Origin of the sequence: Rathayibacter sp. AY2B9 (genome assembly GCF_002931595.1) — a bacterium.
Taxonomy (GTDB): Bacteria; Actinomycetota; Actinomycetes; order Actinomycetales; family Microbacteriaceae; genus Rathayibacter.
In genome coordinates this window covers 102,801-119,712 of record NZ_PSUB01000010.1, presented here as the reverse complement: position 1 = coordinate 119,712, position 16,912 = coordinate 102,801, and the positions used below count along the sequence as shown (strand labels likewise).

Here is a 16,912-nt window from a genome sequence, read left to right as displayed (position 1 = left end):
TGGCGCGGACTGGACGTCGGCGGGGCGCTCACGTCTCCCGCGCCGCGTCAGCGGACCGCCTGACCGCTCCCGGTGTCGGAGGGGCGATCTACACTCGGACGGGCCATGGGCGGGTGCCTCCTCGATCGCGGCGGGGGAAGTGGAGCGGCCCCGGCGCCCGCACCGAGGTGCTGGGCTCCGGGGCCGCTCCGGCGTGCCGAGACTACGCGGAGAAGCGCGGGAAGGCGGAGCGACCCGCGTAGGTCGCCGCACCTCCCAGGATCTCCTCGATGCGCAGCAGCTGGTTGTACTTCGCGACGCGGTCCGAGCGGGCCGGGGCGCCGGTCTTGATCTGGCCGCCGTCCACCGCGACCGCGAGGTCGGCGATGGTGGTGTCCTCGGTCTCGCCGGAGCGGTGCGAGAGGATCGCGGTCATGCCGTTGCGCTGGGCGAGGGCCACGGCGTCGAGCGTCTCGGTGAGCGTGCCGATCTGGTTCACCTTGACCAGGATCGAGTTGCCGGCCTTCTCGGCGATGCCGCGGGCGAGCCGCACCGGGTTGGTGACGTACAGGTCGTCTCCGACGAGCTGCACCTTGTCGCCGATGGCCGCGGTGAGGTGGGTCCAGCCGGCCCAGTCGTCCTCGTCCAGCGGGTCCTCGATCGAGACCAGCGGGTAGTTGGCGACGAGGTCGGCGTAGTAGGAGGAGAGCTCCTCGGCCGAGAGCTTCTTGCCCTCGAACGTGTAGGCGCCGTCCTCGTAGAACTCCGAGGAGGCGACGTCGAGCGCGAGCCCGATGTCCTTGCCGGGGGTGAATCCGGCGGCCTCGACGGCCTTGAGGATGAAGTCGAGCGCCTCGCGGTTGGTGGGCAGGTCGGGGGCGAAGCCGCCCTCGTCGCCGAGGCCGGTGGCGAAGCCGGCCTTCTTCAGCTGCGCCTTGAGCGCGTGGTAGATCTCGACGCCCCAGCGCAGGCCCTCGGAGAAGGACTCGGCGCCGAGCGGGACGGCCATGAACTCCTGGATGTCGACGCCGGTGTCGGCGTGCGCGCCTCCGTTGATGATGTTCATCAGCGGCACGGGCAGGGTGTGCGCGTTCGGGCCGCCGACGTAGCGGAACAGGTCGAGGTCCGACGACTGCGCGGCGGCCTTGGCCACGGCGAGGCTGACGCCGAGGATCGCGTTCGCGCCCAGGCGGGACTTGTTCTCGGTGCCGTCGAGCTCGATCAGCTCGGCGTCGACGAGGCGCTGGTCGGTGGCGTCGAAGCCCTCGATGGCCGGGCCGATCTCGTCGATGACGGCGTCGACGGCCTTCTGCACGCCCTTGCCGAGGTAGCGGTCGGAGTCGCCGTCGCGGAGTTCGTACGCCTCGAACGCGCCGGTGGAGGCGCCGGACGGGACGGCCGCTCGCGAGGACGCGCCGTCCTCGAGCAGGACCTCGACCTCGACCGTGGGGTTGCCACGGGAGTCCAGAATTTCTCGGGCGACGACTGCCTCGATAAGGGCCACAACTATCTCCTCTTGACGGGTGGGCTCCCGGAGACGGGAGCGGTCGGGAAGGAGTCTACTGACCGCCTCCGAAGCGCAGGAGACCGCGGCCGGTCGTAGACTCCCAGGGCCCGATCGCCGGACGGCCCGGGCGCACCCGCCGACCCGGAGGTTCCCCGTGACCACGACCGCCGCCGACCACGTCGACCGTCTCACCGCCGTCGTCCCGGACTTCCCGAGCCCGGGCATCCTGTTCCGCGACCTCACGCCGGTCTTCGGCGACGGCGAGGCCCTGCGGGCGGTGGCCGACGCGCTGATCGAGCCCTACCGCGGCCGGATCGACGCGATCGCGGGCGTGGAGGCGCGCGGCTTCCTGCTCGCCGCAGCGGCCGCCTACTCGGCGGGTCTCGGCGTCGTCACCATCCGCAAGCCCGGCAAGCTCCCGCGGGCCGTGCTGCGCGAGCAGGCGACCCTCGAGTACGGCGAGACGATGCTGGAGGTGCACGAGGACGCGGCGCCCCGCGGCTCGCGGCTGCTGCTGGTCGACGACGTGCTGGCGACCGGGGGCACGCTCGACGCGAGCCGCCGCCTGATCGAGCGCGCAGGGTGGAGCCTCGAGGGGATCGCGGTGGTCATGGAGCTCGACGGGCTCGGCGGCCGCGAGGTGCTGGCCGGCCACCGCGTCGACGCGATCGTCACCGTCTGACCCGGCCCCGTCGCTCCGCTCCCCCTGCCCTCCCCCTTCCCGCGAGACACCACCGGGGTATGCGACCCACCGGGCGGGCCGCACTCGAGTGGCGTCCCGCGGAAGGGGGAAGCGACGGGGTCAGGTGAGGGAGAGGGACATCCGGGAGAGGACGAAGGTCTCGAGCACCTGCACGAGCATGTAGAGCACGAGCGAGACGCCGGTCACGAGCACGACCGCCGACCAGACGTCCGCGAACCGGGCCTGGGCGGACCAGGCGTTGATCGCCCCGCCGATGCCCGCGCCGGTGGAGAGCCACTCGGCGAGCAGCGCGCCCGTGATCGCTCCGGGCACCGAGATGCGGATCGCGGCGAAGAGCGAGGGCAGCGAGCCGGGGATGGCCACCTTGCGGATCGCGGTGAGAGTGCTGCCGCCGTAGACCGCGACCACGTCGAGCATCTGCGGGGAGGCGTTGTTGAGGCCGAAGGCGATCGTCACCAGCGCGGGGAACAGGACGACGATCCCGCCGATGACCGCGACCGAGGCGATCGAGCCGGTCCCGAAGACCAGGATGATCAGCGGCGCCATCGCGATCAGCGGCACCGAGCGCAGCAGCATCGCGAACGGCATCAGCGCGTGCTCGATGCCCTTCGACAGGCGGAACAGGATCGCGCCGAGGATCGCCACGACCAGGCCGGCCGCGAAGCCGATCAGTGCGTCGCCCATGGTCACGGCGAAGAGGCCGCCCAGCTCGGCGCGGTGCTCCGCGGCCTTCGCATCGGTCACCAGGTGCTGCCAGACGTCCCACGGGCCCTTGACCACGTAGGGCGAGACCCCGCTGAAGAGGACCACGCCGATCCAGATCGCCAGCACGATCACGATCGTCGACAGGGCGACGAGCAGGCTCTTGCGCAGGCTCTTGAGAGTCGCGCCGAGGGCGGCCGTGCGCAGCTGGCGCCGCAGCTCGTCGACCGCGAGGATCGACGTGGCCGTGGACTGCTCCGTGCGGTCGGGGACGGTGGTCGTCATGGTCATGCCCGCTTTCCGGAGGACCAGGGCGCGATGAGGCGCCCGATCAGTCCGACGATGCCGTAGCCGAGGAGCGCGACGCCCGCGCAGAGGAGGAAGAGCGCCCAGACGCGGGGCGAGTTCAGCGAGACCTGCGCCGCGACCAGGATCGGGCCCACGCCCGTCTCGATCTTGCCGAAGTACTCGCCGAGGATCGCGCCGAGGAAGGCCGCGGGCACCGCGATCTGCAGCGCCGACAGGATGTTGGGCAGCGCCGCGATCAGACGGACCTTGCGCAGCTGGGTGAAGCGCGAGCCCCCGTAGACCGTGACGACGTCGAGCGCCGCCTTGTCGGCCGCCTTCAGCCCGAGGAGGCTGCCGACGACCGTGGTGAAGAACACCGAGAGGCCGGCCAGGAAGATCGCCGTCGCGCTCGCCTTCCCGGGAGCGTCCGCACCACCGAGGATCAGCAGCACGATCGCTCCGATGGCGACGATCGGCACGCAGTAGGTGATGACCGCGAGCTGCGAGACGACCCCCTCCAGCCAGGGCAGGACCAGCACGAGCGCCGAGAGCACCAGCGCGAGGAGGTTGCCCCAGAAGTAGCCGACGGCCGCCTCGCCGATCGTGACGGAGAAGTTGCGCCAGTAGAAGCCGGCGCCGTCCTCCATCGCGGTCTGCACGACCTGCACGGGAGTGGGGACGGGCGCGTAGGTCGCGGCGCCGGTGGGCGCGGTGACGAGCGCCACGATCCACCAGACGGCGACGATCGCGGCGACGCCGATCAGCCCGGTGAGCCACGGAGGCAGGGACAGGGCGCGGCGCGGGGCCGCGGGGAGCGTGGTGGCCACGATGCCTCCTAGACGCGGTCGTCCGCGGCCGCGCCGCCGTCGCCGAACAGCAGCTCGGAGGCCTGGTCGACGTAGGCGTGGAACTCGGGGGTGCGCTGCATCTCGGGGGTGCGCGGGCGGGGGAGGTCGATGTCGATGATCTCCTTCACCCGTCCCGGGCGCGGGCTCATCACCGCGACGCGGTCCGAGAGGAAGATCGCCTCCGAGATGCCGTGCGTGACGAGGAGCGTCGTGGCGGGCTTCTCGGTCCAGATCCGCAGCAGCTCGAGGTTGAGCTTCTGCCGCGTCATGTCGTCGAGGGCGCCGAACGGCTCGTCGAGCAGCAGGACCTCGGGCTTGAGGATCAGGCACCGGGCGATCGACACGCGCTGGCGCATGCCGCCCGAGAGCTGGGCCGGCTTGGCCTTCTCGAACCCGCGGAGGCCGACGAGGTCGATCAGCTCGTCGATGTAGGACTGGTCGACGCTCTTGCCCGCGATCTCGAACGGCAGGCGGATGTTCGCCATGACGCTGCGCCACGGCAGGAGCGCGTGGTCCTGGAAGGCGATGCCGAGCTTGTTGTCGCGGCGCAGCTCCTGGGGAGTGCGGCCGTCGACCCGGATGGAGCCGGACGTCGGCTCCTCCAGTCCCGCGAGGATGCGCAGGATGGTCGACTTGCCGCACCCCGACGGGCCGAGCAGGGCGAGGAAGCTGCCCTGGTCGGTGTGGAGATCGGTGTCCTGCAGCGCCGCGACGCTGCGCGAGCCCATCCGGAACGTCTTCGACAGGCCGTGGATCTGGATGCCGGTGCCGCCGGCACCCTGGTCGCGCAGGGTGCCGGCGTCGGTCGTGTCGGTCACGAGTGGTGCCCTTCGTGGATCAGGATCAGGCCGCGTACTTCATCAGCTCGGGGTTCTCCTCGTAGACCTCGTCCAGGAGGGTCAGATCGAAGAGGTCCTCGGCCGTGACGTCGATCCCGGCGCCCGCGAGGGACGCGATGGTCTCGGACTGCAGCGTCTCGGAGATGGTGAAGAGGCCGTTCGAGACCGTCTCGTCCGAGACGACCAGCTCCTCGGCCTGGATGGTGGCGCCCTTCTTGGAGGACTCCTCGTTGAGGCCGAGGTCCTTGCCGTAGTTCTCGACGGCGAGCATCGCGCCCGCCTCCGGGTCGTTGACGGCGTCGGTCCAGCCCTTGATCTCGGCGACGAGGAACGCCTTCAGAGCGTCGCGCTTCTCGGCGATCGCCTGCTCCGACACCGAGAAGGTCTCGGCGACGAAGGGGAGGCCGTTGTCGGCGAAGGGCAGGTTGACGACCTCGTAGCCCTCGGCCGCGACCGTGATGGCCTCGTTCGTCAGGTAGGCGATGAAGCCGTCGACGGTGCCGTTGACGAGCACGGAGGGGTCGTACTCGACGGGGACGACCGTGAGGTCGGACTCGGAGAGGCCGTTCGCGGCGAGCAGCGCCTGGAACAGGGAGGTGTTCGAGGCCTGGACGCCGATCTTCTTCCCGGCGAGGTCGGCCGGAGTGGCGATGTTGCCGGCGGTCTTGATCGAGAGGACCGTGAAGGGGTTCTTCTGGTAGGTCGCGCCGATGATCTTGAGCGGGGCCTCCTGCTGGGCGATCGCGGTGCCGATCGAGACGGCGTCGCTGAGCGCGACGTCCGCGCTGCCCGAGAGGAGCTCGGCCACGCCCGTCGAGGGGCCGGGGGTGAGCGTCACTCCCGCGAGGCCGGCCTCGGTGAAGTAGCCCTTCGAGTCGGCGAAGAACTCGCCCGCGAACTCCTCGTTCTTGATCCAGGAGAGCTGCACCTTGAGGGTGCCGAGGTCGCCGCCGTCCGCGGCGGACGCGCCGGAGGAGTCGGAGGCGCAGGAGGCGAGGACGGAGGCGCCGCCGATCGCGAGGCCGGCGACACCCGCCAGGCGGAGGAGGCTGCGGCGGTCGAAGGCCGGGAGGGAACGGAGGGGCGACAGGGTCAAGGGGACTCCTCGGGTGGGGATCGTCAGGGCTGCTGCGGTGCGGTGCGCGGGGTCGCGACGGGGTGCCCGTGCAGGCGCGCCAAGCCGCGCCGATCGGGTGCCTCGACGCTATCCGGGGGAGATTTCTCGGGTGTGTCCGCAGATTTCGCGGGTATTAAGGCTCTCACGGATCCGACAAGGATCCGACCAGATCGACATGATCCGCTGACGGATCATCTGAGACCCTGTTCAGGCCTCACAGGACGGCCCCGGCCCCTCCCACGGGCGCGGCTCAGCGCAGGCAGCCGGCGTCGCTCACCCGGCGCCGCCGGCGCGGATCAGCCGAGGTCCTTGAAGGAGAGGTCGGCGGCGGAGGCGGCGTCCCGCGGAACGAGCGCGAAGCGCGTGAAGCCCGCGGCGGCCGCGCGGTCCAGCAGCGGGGTGAGGTTCTTCGCCCGGCGCTCGAGGCGCACGCGCGAGCCCCGGGCGATCAGCTCCTGCTTGAGCGCGAGCAGCAGCTCGGGCGCCGCGTCGCGCTCGTGGACGAGGACGACGGCGTCGGGACGCTCGACGACGGCACCGCCGATCAGCTCGACGATCCGCTCGAAGCCGATCGAGAAGCCGCAGGCCGGCACGTCCTGACCGAGGAAGCGGCCGATCATCCCGTCGTACCGCCCGCCTCCGCCGACCGAGGAGCCCGAGGACGGGTGCGCGATCTCGAAGATCGTGCCGGTGTAGTAGCCCATGCCCCGCACGAGCGTCGGGTCGAAGCGGAGCGAGACGCCGGCGGGCAGCGAGCGCAGCGACCGGGCCAGCGTCTCGAGCGCGAGCACCGCCTCCGGGTCGATGCCCTCGGGCAGCACGTCGAGGATCGCGGACTGCTCGAGCGCCACTCCCCCGGCGGCGACCGCCTCCTCGATCCGCGCGAGGTAGCCCCCGAGGACCGCGGCCGCGTCCGGCCCGTCGGCCTCGAGCTCGGCGACGACCCCGGTGGCGCCGATCTTGTCGAGCTTGTCGATCGAGATCAGCGCCGGGCCGAAGCGCTCGGGGGCGAAGCCGCAGTGCTCGAGGATCCCGGTGAGGATGCGGCGGTCGTTGATCCGGATGGTGCAGTCCTCGAGGCCCAGCGCGTCGAGCGCCGCCGCGGTCGCCGTGATGAGCTCGACCTCGGCCAGCTGCCCGGGCTCGCCGATGATGTCGATGTCGCACTGCACGAACTGGCGGTACCGCCCCTTCTGCGGGCGCTCGGCGCGCCACACCGGCGCGATCTGCACCGAGCGGAAGACGGCCGGCAGCTCGGCGCGGTGCGAGGCGTAGAAGCGGGCGAGCGGCACCGTGAGGTCGAAGCGCAGGCCGAGGTCGGCGAGGGCGGACGCGTCGTCGACCGCCGCGAGGTCGTCGCGGGTGAGCCCGCGGCGCAGGACGCTGAAGGCGAGCTTCTCGTTGTCGCCGCCGAGCCCGGAGTGGAGGCGGTCGAAGTCCTCGATCACGGGCGTCTCGATCTCGTCGAACCCGTGGGAGGCGTACACGCGGCGGATGACGCCGAGCGCGTGCTCGCGCTTCGCCTTGTCGGCGGGGAGGAAGTCGCGCATGCCGCGGGGCGGGGTGATCGGGGAGGCCATGACGGCGATTCTCCCAGATCGGCCGGGGCGGGCCGGCGGGCGCCTCAGTCCGCGCGCCGCTCCTGCTCCACCGCGCGGATCTCATCCTGCAGGTCGCGCGTCGCGGTGCGGAGCGCACGCTCGGCGTCGAGCCCCTGGGCGCGGGCGGAGGCGACGATGGCCAGCAGCAGCGGGCCGAGGTCCTCCTCCGACTCGATGGGCAGGGGGCCCTGGCCGGCGTCCACGACGCCCAGCGAGGTCGCCTTGCCGATCACCTTGTCGGCGAGCGCGAGAGCCGGCATGCCCTGCGGGATCCCGTCGAGCACGCTCGTGCGGTGCGGCTTCTCGGTGCGCTTGAGCTCGTCCCACACCGCGATGACGTCGTCGGCCGTCTCGGCCGTGGCGTCGCCGAACACGTGCGGGTGGCGGCCGATCATCTTGGCGTTCATGTGCGCCGCGACGTCCTCGATGGTGAAGGGCTCGGCGCTCTCGGCCGCCAGGTCGGCGTGGAAGAGCACCTGGTAGAGGACGTCGCCGAGCTCCTCGATCAGGTCGGCCCGGTCCCCCGCCTCGATGGCGTCGACGAGCTCGTGCGACTCCTCGATCAGGTAGCGCACGAGCGACTCGTGGGTCTGCTCGGCGTCCCATGGGCAGCCGCCCGGGGCGCGGAGGACGTGGACGGTGCGGATGAGCTCGTCGAGCCGGGGATGCGCGGTCACCCCGCCATCCTCGCATCCGGTCCGGCCGCCTCCGCGGACATCCGGGCGGCGCGGGCGCCCGGGAGCCTCAGGCCCGCGCGAGACGCCGCCGCGCGACGAGGAGGCAGCCGCCGGCGACGAGCGGCACCGCGGCGAGGAGCCCGGGCGACGCCGCGACGGACACCGCGGTCGAGGCGCTGACCAGTGCACCCGCCAGGTTCCAGAGGACCACCGCGACTCCCGCGCCGTCCCCGATCGGGAGCGGCACCGGGCTGAGCAGCTGCGGCGGCAGCGGACCCCGGGTCGCGTCCATCGCCCGCGCGGCGACGGCGGCGACGGCGGTCGCGGCGGCCACCGGCACCGCCGCGCCCGGGAGCAGCAGCGAGGCGGCGAGGGCGCCGAGCATCGCGACTCCGACCGCGAGCACCAGCGGGAGGACGGCGTGCAGGAGGAGCAGCTCGAACGGGCCGGGGGCGAGGAGCGCCGGCTGTCCCGCGGTCGCGGCGGCGTGACGGAAGCCGTCGCTCCAGACGCCGGCGCCGAGGTAGGCGAGCACGCCCGCCGCGGCGGCCGGGAGCGCGAGGAGGGAGGACGGCACGACCGCGGCGAGCACGGCGGCGGCGCCGGCAACGGCCAGGAGGACGACCGCGACCGCCGAGCGGCCGGGAGTGCGCAGCGCGCCGATCGCGTCGCGCACCGGCACCGCGAGGGCGAACGGGGAGAGGCGGACCGCTCGGAGCCCCCGCCCGATCGCCGGGAGGGCGCGGTACCCGTCGAGCGACTCGGCGAGGTCGCCCGTCGCTCCGAGCCGGGCGGTCGCCGACCACTGCCGGGCCATGGCGAGGAGCCGAGGTCCGCGCGCGGCGTCGAGCAGCCGGGGCGCCGCGGCCAGGAGGACCGCGGCCGACGCGAGCAGCACGGTCGCGGCGCGCACCTCCTCCGCTCCGCTCACGGTTGACGCGAGGAGGCCGCCCGGCGTGGGCGCACCGGGCACGAGGGCCCCGAGGACCGCGAGGGAGGCGAGGAGGCCCGCCGCGAGCGCGGGGAGGCGCGAGGGCAGGCACTGACCGGCGAGCCAGGCGACGGCGAGGAGGCCGGCGAACGCGGCGCCGCCGACGACGGCCGCGAGGAGCGGCGCGGAGGCGGCGACGGCGAGGAGCGACGCGACGGCGGAGCAGCACGCCACGAGACCGGCCGACGCCCGGACCACGGGTCGGCGGAGCACCGACCAGCGGCGCAGATCGGTCGCGAGCAGCACGGCCGTGGTGTGCGGCTCGCCCACCGCGGGTCCGCGCACCCGGCCCAGGAGCACGGCGGCGGGCAGGGCGAGACCCGCGGCGAGGGCGATCAGCGGCTCCGGCGCGGCTCCCGCCTCGGCGGCGAGGAGCGCGAGGGCCCGGGCGACGGGGAGGACGACGACGAGGACGGTCATCGCGGCGAGGTAGCCCGCGTAGGCGCGCGGACTCGGCGGAGCCGCGGCGCGGTGCCGGTGCAGAGCCCGCACCTCGGCGACGCGGGCCCCCTCCGCGCGCGTCACGCCCGCTCCAGCTCGACGACCCGCGCGCCCAGACCCTCGATCAGCACGGGGCTGTGGGTCGCGACGACGAGTGCCCGGGACGCGGCTGCGCGCCGCAGGACCTCCGCGACCAGCGGCACCCGCTCGACGTCGAGCCGCTGCTCCGGCTCGTCGAGCAGCAGCACCGCGGAGGGACGGGCCAGCACGAGCGCGAGGGAGAACAGCTGCGTCTGCCCGGAGGAGAGCTCGTGCGGGAAGCGGCGGGCGAGCGGAGCGAGCGCGAGCGCGTCGAGACCAGCTGCGGCCTCGCGGCGGGCGTCGGCGACCGGCGCCCCCCACGAGACGGCCACCATCGCGAAGTGCTCCTCGAGGGTCAGATCCCGCTCGAAGGGCGGGGTGCCGATCAGGGCGGCGACGGCGCGGCGGTGGGCGGCGGAGCGCTCCTCCGGGGCGCGCCCGGCCACCGCCACGACTCCCTCGCTCGGAGCGGTGAGGCCGGCGATCACCCGCAGGAGCGTGGTCTTGCCGGTGCCGTTGCGGCCCGTCACCGCGACGCGCTCCCCCGCCTCCACCTCGAGCGAGCACGGCGCGAGCAGCTCGACGCCCGAGGCGCGCACCGCGACCCCGCGGACGGCGACCAGCGGGCCGGCGAGCGGCTCCGGCTCTCGAGGACGTCGGGCGGCGAGGAGCGGCATGCCCTCCATCCTGCCAGCGGGCCCTCCCGCAGCGGCGACGGCCGCCTGAGCGGGGCGGCGCGCCTCCGGGGAGCGCCGCCCCGAGGACCTCAGACGGTGACCGGCTCCGGGAACAGCGAGTCCAGGAGCGACGCCACCCACTGGATGAGCGCCCGGTCGCCGAGCGGGACGCCGTCGAGCACGGGCATCGGCACGACGACCGCGTCGGCCTGCTGCAGGTACTTCGCGGTCGGGTACATCCGGCGCAGGCGCACCTGGATCGAGTCGGGCAGATGAGCGGGAGCCACGCGGACGTTCGAGCCCATCGCGACCACGTCGCTCAGGCCCGCCTTCTGTGCGCGCATCCGCAGCCTCGACACCAGGATGAGGTTCTCGACCGCCTCGGGCAGCTCGCCGTAGCGGTCGGTCAGCTCCTCGACCACGAGGTCGATGCTCCCCTCCTTCGCCGTCGGCGACGACGCGGCCGACAGCTTCTGGTACGCCTCCAGGCGCAGCCGCTCGCTGTCGACGTACTCCTCCGGGATGCGCGCGTCGACGGGCAGCTCGAGCCGCAGCTCCGTCTGCCCCTCGGCGACCTCGCCGCGGAAGGTGTCGACGGCCTCGCCGATCATCCGCAGGTAGAGGTCGAATCCCACGCCCTGGATGTGCCCGGACTGCTCGCCGCCGAGGAGGTTGCCCGCACCGCGGATCTCGAGGTCCTTCAGCGCGATCTGCATGCCGCCGCCGAGGTCCGAGTTGGCGGCCAGGGTCTGCAGCCGGTCGTGCGCGGTCTCGCTCAGCGGCTTCGTCTCGTCGTAGAGGAGGTAGGCGTAGGCGCGCTCGCGGCCGCGGCCGACCCGCCCGCGCAGCTGGTGCAGCTGCGAGAGACCGTACTTGTCGGCGCGGTCGACGATCAGCGTGTTCGCGTTCGGGATGTCGAGGCCGGTCTCGACGATCGTCGTCGACACCAGGACGTCGAACTTGCGCTCCCAGAAGTCGACGATGATCCGCTCGAGCTGCGACTCGCTGAGCTTGCCGTGCGCGACCGCGATCCGCGCCTCGGGAACCAGCTCGGCGAGCTGCGAGGCGACGCGGTTGATCGTCGAGACGCGGTTGTGAACGAAGAACACCTGGCCCTCGCGCAGGAGCTCCCGGCGGATCGCGGCCGACACCTGCTTCTCGGAGTAGGGGCCGACGAAGGTGAGGATCGGGTGGCGCTCCTCCGGCGGGGTCGCGAGGGTCGACATCTCGCGGATGCCGGTCACTGCCATCTCGAGCGTCCGCGGGATGGGCGTGGCGCTCATCGAGAGGATGTCGACGTTCTTCTTCAGCGCCTTGAGCTTGTCCTTGTGCTCGACGCCGAAACGCTGCTCCTCGTCGATCACGAGCAGGCCGAGGTCCTTGAAGACGATGTTGTCGCTGAGGAGCCGGTGGGTCGCGATGACCATGTCGACGGTGCCGTCGGCCAGGCCCTCGATCGTCTCCTTCGACTCCTTCGCGCTCTGGAACCGGCTGAGCGCCCGCAGGTGGACGGGGAAGCCGGCGAAGCGCTCCTGGAACGTCTCGAGGTGCTGGCGGACGAGCAGCGTGGTCGGCACGAGCATCGCGACCTGCTTGCCGTCCTGGATCGCCTTGAACGCGGCGCGCACGGCGACCTCGGTCTTGCCGAAGCCGACGTCGCCCGAGAGCAGACGGTCCATCGGGATCGGCCGCTCCATGTCGGCCTTGACCTCGTCGATGACGGTGAGCTGGTCGGGGGTCTCGGCGAACGGGAACGCCTCCTCCAGCTCGCGCTGCCAGGGGGTGTCCGGCGGGAACGCGTGCCCGCGGGAGGCCATCCGGGCGGAGTAGAGCTTCACGAGCTCGACCGCGATGTCGCGGACCGCGCGGCGGGCCTTGCTCTTGGCCTGCGCCCAGTCGCTCCCGCCCATCTTGCTCAGCGCCGGAGCCTCGCCGCCGACGTAGCGGGAGAGCAGGTCGAGCTGGTCCGTGGGGACGAGCAGCTTGTCGCCCGGGAAGCCGCGCTTGCTGGGGGCGTACTCGAGCACCAGGTACTCGCGGCGGGTCTTGATCGCGTTGCGGCCCCCGCTGGAGACCTCGCGCTGCGAGAGCTCCACGAACCGGCCGATGCCGTGCGTGGCGTGCACCACGAAGTCGCCGGGGGTGAGCTGCAGCGGGTCGACGACGTTCTTGCGGCGCGAGGCGAGCTTCTTCACCGCTCGGGAGTCGTAGCCGACGGTGCGGCCGTAGAACTCCGTGTCGGTGAGCAGGGCGAGCTTCGCCTCCTCCACCTCGAAGCCGTGATCGACGGAGGCCTGGACCACGTAGGCCAGACCCGTCTCGAGCCCTGCGGGGAGGTCGGCGACGATGCGGGCGGCGACCTCGTGCTCGGCGAGGACCTGGTCGGTGCGCTCGACCGTGCCGGTGCCGGGCGCGGTCAGGACCACGGTCCAGCCGTCGGCCAGGCGCGCGCGGACGTGGGCGAGGGCGCCCTCGACGCTCGCTCCGAATCCGGGGACCGGCTCGCCCTCGACGCGGACGGCGAGGATCTCGTCGATCCCGAGCTCCTCCGGCAGCACCTCGGCCTCGCCCGCGGCGGGGCCCTGGCGGAACGTGCTCATCGTCCACCAGGGGTGGTCGGGAGCGTCGGCGCCCGGGGCGCTGAGCTTCACGGAGTCGCGGAGCGCGCCGAGCGAGATGAACTCGCCCGAGGCGAGATCGATGGGGGCCTCGGCGCCGGCGGTCGCCGCGCTCCAGGCCGCCTGCAGGAACTCGCGGTTCGTCTCGGCGAGGCTGATCGCCCGCGTCGCCACGCGCTCGGGGGCGAGGACAGCGACGGCCGCCCCCTCGGGGAGGTAGTGCGAGATCGGGACCAGCCGCTCCAGCAGCGCGGGGGCGAGCGACTCCATCCCCTCGACCGGGATGCCCTCGGCGATCTTGGCGAGCATCGCCGACAGGCTCGGGAACTCGTGCAGCATCTCGCGGGCCCGCTGCCGCACCGCCGGCACCAGCAGCAGCTCGCGGCTCGGCGGGAGGACCACCGAGTCGGCCTCGCCCGGGAGCGAGCGCTGATCCGCCACGGAGAAGCCGCGGATGGAGTCGACCTCGTCGCCGAAGAAGTCCACTCGGCTCGGATGCTCGGCCACCGCGGGGAAGACGTCGAGGATGCCGCCGCGCACGGCGAACTCGCCGCGGCGCGTGACCATGTCGACCCGGGCGTAGGCCAGGTCGACCAGCTCGGCCGAGATGCGGCTGAGGTCGTAGCCGCGGGCGCCCTTCACGAGTCGGATCGGCTCGATGTCGGCGAGGTTGTCGGCGACCGGCTGCAGCGCCGCGCGCACGGAGGCGACCACCACGAGGGGCCGCTCGCCGGACCACTGCTTCATCCGCCGCAGCGCGTCCAGGCGCCGCCCCACGATCTCGGCGCTCGGGCTGAGGCGCTCGTGCGGCAGCGTCTCCCACGCGGGGAACTCGACGACGTCCGCATCCGGCAGCATGCAGCCGAGAGAGGCGCGCACGTTCTCGGAGTCGCGGCCCGTGGCCGTGACCACCAGCGCCGCCTGCGGGCGTCCCGCCTCCGCGCGCCTCTCGATCAGGCCCGCGAGCAGGGGGACCCGGAGGCCGTCGGCCACCGAGAAGTCGGCGTCCCGCACCGCGTACGCGAGAGCATCGTCGAACGTGGAGGCGCGCGACAGCGCCGAGATGATCTCGTTGAGGGGCACGGGTCCAGTTTACGGCCGCCCCGCGGGCCGACCGCCGAGGGAACCCCGAACCGTCGAGGGAGCCCGGGGCTGCGATCTCCCTCGCCGTCCGGGGTCCCCTCGGCGAAGGGCGGGTCAGGCGCTGGTGTGGAACTTCAGCTGGGCGGCGGAGAGGCCGGAGTCGGCGATGAGCTCGACGGCGTCGGCGGCGTCCGAGACCAGGATCGGGAGCGCCTCGCGCTCCGGGCCGGCGAAGTCCTTCAGCACGAAGTCGGCGGCCTGCTGGCGGCCCGGCGGGCGGCCGATGCCGACCCGCACGCGCAGGAACTCGGCTCCTCCGGTCGCCGCGAGGATGTCGCGGATGCCGTTGTGCCCCCCGTGACCACCGCCCTGCTTGAGGCGCAGGGTGTCGAAGGGGATGTCGAGCTCGTCGTGCACGACGATCAGGTGCGCCGGGTCGATCGAGTAGAAGTCGAGCAGCTGCGCCGTCGGCCCGCCGGAGAGGTTCATGAAGCTGTTGGGCTTGCCCAGCACGAGCTTCGGCCCGCCCGGGCGGAGGAAGCCCTCGGCGACCACGGCGTTGGCGCGGTTGTGCCGGCGGAACGAGCCGCCGATCCGCGTCGCGAGCTCGTCGAGCACCATCTGGCCGACGTTGTGCCGGTTGCGCGCGTACTGCGCTCCCGGGTTGCCCAGTCCGACGACCAGCCAGGTGTCACCCATGTCGTTCCTCTTCCTCGGGGGCGGCGGAGGGACTCCCCCGCCGGACGCGGAACGGGCCCGCCGCGGCTGCGAGCGGGCCCGTTCCCGGGGTGGTGCGGACTACTCCGCGGTCTCGGCGACGACGTCGCCCGAGGCCGGGGTCTCGTCGTCCTCGCCCAGGTCCTGCTCGACCTCGGCGGTGACGTTGACGATGAGCACCTCGGCGTCGGTGACCAGCGTGGCGCCCTCGGGGAGCGTGACGTCGGCGGCGGTGATCTGCGTGCCGGCCTCGAGGCCCTCGACGGAGACGACGATGTTCTGCGGGATGCGCGTGGCGTCGACCTCGAGCGAGAGGGTGTTCGACTCGATCGAGACGAGGGTGCCGGGAGCGGCGTCGCCCTCGACGTGCACGGGGATGTCCACCTCGACCTTCTCGCCCTTGTTGATGACGACGAGGTCGATGTGCTCGATGATCTGGCGCACCGGGTCGCGCTGGATGTCCTTCACCAGGGTGGTCTGCGCGGCGCCCTCGATGTCGAGCTCGAGGATCGCGTTCGCCTTGCGGGTGAGCAGGAGCACCTGGTGGCCCGGGAGGGTGAGGTGCTGGGGCTCGGTGCCGTGGCCGTAGAGGACCGCGGGGATCTTGTCCTGCGCGCGGATCTTGCGGGCGGCGCCCTTGCCGAACGAGGTGCGGACCTCGACGACGACCTTGTTGGTCAGTTCAGCCATGATGTTCTCCTTGGGCGGCGCGCACGCCACCGGATCGGGTCGTGGCCTGCGGCCACGGACGGTTTGTCGACTCGAACGCATGTCAGCGTGAGGAGAAGTCCGTGGCGCCCCGGGGGGGGCCTCGCCTGCTTCCACCGCGTCGATCACGGATGCACATGCATCCCTCGCCGAAGTTCAGCTGCCGATCCTACCCGGCATCGCGGCCGCCCGCCAGCAGGCGGTCGCGCCGCCGGACTCGGAGCCGGACGTCCAGGCGGACCGCCTACCGTGCGGGTATGACGAGCGACGACTTCGGCTCCTACGTCGAGAAGAACGGCTTCCACCGCGACACGAACTACATCCCGACGCGGATCACCGCCGACGGCCGCGACGGGTACCCGGTGGAGGCGGGGCGCTACCGCCTCGTCGTCTCCCGCGCCTGCCCGTGGGCGAACCGCGCCGTGATCGTGCGGCGCCTGCTCGGTCTCGAGGACGCCCTCTCGATGGGCATCTGCGGGCCCACCCACGACAAGCGCAGCTGGACCTTCGACCTCGACCCGGGCGGGGTCGACCCGGTGCTGGGCATCCCCCGCCTCCAGGACGCGTTCTTCGCCCGCTTCCCCGACTACCCGCGCGGGATCACCGTCCCGGCCCTCGTGGACATCCCGAGCGGCCAGGTCGTCACCAACGACTACCCGGTGATGACGCTCGACTTCTCCACCGAGTGGACCGCGTTCCACCGCGACGGCGCCCCCGACCTCTACCCCGAGGAGCACCGCGAGGAGATCGACGAGATCGCCGAGCTGGTCTTCCACGACGTGAACAACGGCGTCTACAAGTGCGGCTTCGCCGGGTCGCAGCGCTCCTACGACCGGGCCTACGACCGCCTCTGGGCGCGGCTGGACTGGCTGGAGGAGCGGCTGAGCACCCGCCGCTACCTGGTCGGCGACACCATCACCGAGGCGGACGTGCGGCTCTTCACGACGCTCGCCCGCTTCGACGCCGTCTACTACAGCCACTTCAAGGCCAACCGGAACCTGCTGTCGGCGATGCCCGCGCTCTGGGGCTACGCGCGCGACCTGTTCGCCACTCCGGGGTTCGGCGACACGATCGACTTCACCCACATCAAGTCGCACTACTACGAGGTGCAGCGGGACATCAATCCGACCGGCGTCGTCCCCAAGGGCCCGGACCTCTCCGGCTGGCTCGTCCCCTCGCACCGCGGGGAGCTCGGCGGCCGCCCGTTCGGCGACGGCACTCCCCCGCCGCCGCCGATCCCGTCGGAGCGCGTCCCCCTCGGCCACGGCGCCTGACCGGCTCCGGTCGCGGTCGTGCGGCGCGCGCAAGACCGTGCGCGCGCCGCACGACCGATGT

Annotated in this window: 14 protein-coding genes; 2 read left to right on the top strand and 12 right to left on the bottom strand. The window is 72.7% G+C overall.

Features of this window, described 5'->3' with window-relative positions; all coding sequences use genetic code 11:
• Positions 1-202 precede the first annotated feature (202 nt).
• Positions 203-1,483, bottom strand: a complete 1,281-nt coding sequence (gene eno / locus C5C25_RS11220) for a phosphopyruvate hydratase (RefSeq protein ID WP_104222361.1) — start codon at positions 1,481-1,483, stop codon at positions 203-205.
• A 157-nt stretch (positions 1,484-1,640) separates the two neighbouring features.
• On the opposite strand from eno, the gene C5C25_RS11215 reads away from it, so the two are divergent.
• Entirely contained in the window at positions 1,641-2,168 is a 528-nt protein-coding gene (locus C5C25_RS11215) for an adenine phosphoribosyltransferase (protein WP_104222360.1), read from the top strand.
• 120 nt (positions 2,169-2,288) lie between these two features.
• On the opposite strand, the gene C5C25_RS11210 is transcribed toward C5C25_RS11215, so the two are convergent.
• From C5C25_RS11210 to C5C25_RS11160, 11 genes are all read right to left on the bottom strand, one after another.
• A complete protein-coding gene (locus C5C25_RS11210) occupies positions 2,289-3,182 on the bottom strand; it encodes an ABC transporter permease (RefSeq protein WP_104222359.1) in 894 nt (297 codons plus the stop codon).
• Entirely contained in the window at positions 3,179-4,006 is an 828-nt protein-coding gene (locus tag C5C25_RS11205; protein WP_244229606.1) for an ABC transporter permease, read from the bottom strand. The genes C5C25_RS11210 and C5C25_RS11205 overlap by 4 nt, the downstream gene beginning before the upstream one ends.
• 8 nt (positions 4,007-4,014) lie before the next feature.
• Positions 4,015-4,755 carry an ABC transporter ATP-binding protein gene (locus C5C25_RS11200; protein WP_104222373.1) on the bottom strand — a complete coding sequence of 247 codons (741 nt, stop codon included), beginning with the start codon at positions 4,753-4,755 and terminating at the stop codon, positions 4,015-4,017.
• A 115-nt stretch (positions 4,756-4,870) separates the two neighbouring features.
• Positions 4,871-5,962: an ABC transporter substrate-binding protein gene (locus C5C25_RS11195; protein ID WP_258059873.1), complete on the bottom strand. Its 1,092-nt coding sequence runs from the start codon at positions 5,960-5,962 to the stop codon at positions 4,871-4,873.
• A 317-nt stretch (positions 5,963-6,279) separates the two neighbouring features.
• The gene (gene hisS, locus C5C25_RS11190; RefSeq protein ID WP_104250645.1) at positions 6,280-7,563 is read right to left on the bottom strand and encodes a histidine--tRNA ligase; all 1,284 of its coding nucleotides are present in this window, start codon (positions 7,561-7,563) and stop codon (positions 6,280-6,282) included.
• 44 nt (positions 7,564-7,607) lie between these two features.
• Complete coding sequence (locus C5C25_RS11185; RefSeq protein ID WP_104222356.1) at positions 7,608-8,261, bottom strand: MazG family protein; 654 nt, start codon at positions 8,259-8,261, stop codon at positions 7,608-7,610.
• Positions 8,262-8,328: 67 nt separating this feature from the next.
• A complete protein-coding gene (locus C5C25_RS16560) occupies positions 8,329-9,777 on the bottom strand; it encodes a hypothetical protein (protein ID WP_104250644.1) in 1,449 nt (482 codons plus the stop codon).
• The gene (locus C5C25_RS11175) at positions 9,774-10,451 is read right to left on the bottom strand and encodes an ATP-binding cassette domain-containing protein (protein WP_104250643.1); all 678 of its coding nucleotides are present in this window, start codon (positions 10,449-10,451) and stop codon (positions 9,774-9,776) included. Before C5C25_RS11175 ends, C5C25_RS16560 begins: the two co-directional genes overlap by 4 nt.
• Positions 10,452-10,540: 89 nt before the next feature.
• The gene (gene mfd, locus C5C25_RS11170; protein WP_104250642.1) at positions 10,541-14,152 is read right to left on the bottom strand and encodes a transcription-repair coupling factor; all 3,612 of its coding nucleotides are present in this window, start codon (positions 14,150-14,152) and stop codon (positions 10,541-10,543) included.
• 114 nt (positions 14,153-14,266) lie between these two features.
• Entirely contained in the window at positions 14,267-14,851 is a 585-nt protein-coding gene (pth, locus tag C5C25_RS11165) for an aminoacyl-tRNA hydrolase (RefSeq protein WP_104222352.1), read from the bottom strand.
• Positions 14,852-14,950: 99 nt separating this feature from the next.
• On the bottom strand, positions 14,951-15,559 hold the full coding sequence (locus C5C25_RS11160) for a 50S ribosomal protein L25/general stress protein Ctc (protein WP_104238997.1): 609 nt from the start codon (positions 15,557-15,559) through the stop codon (positions 14,951-14,953).
• A gap of 275 nt (positions 15,560-15,834) precedes the next feature.
• Between C5C25_RS11160 and C5C25_RS11155 the strand changes: the two genes are divergently transcribed.
• Positions 15,835-16,851, top strand: a complete 1,017-nt coding sequence (locus C5C25_RS11155) for a glutathione S-transferase family protein (RefSeq protein ID WP_104250641.1) — start codon at positions 15,835-15,837, stop codon at positions 16,849-16,851.
• The last annotated feature ends 61 nt before the right edge of the window (positions 16,852-16,912 follow it).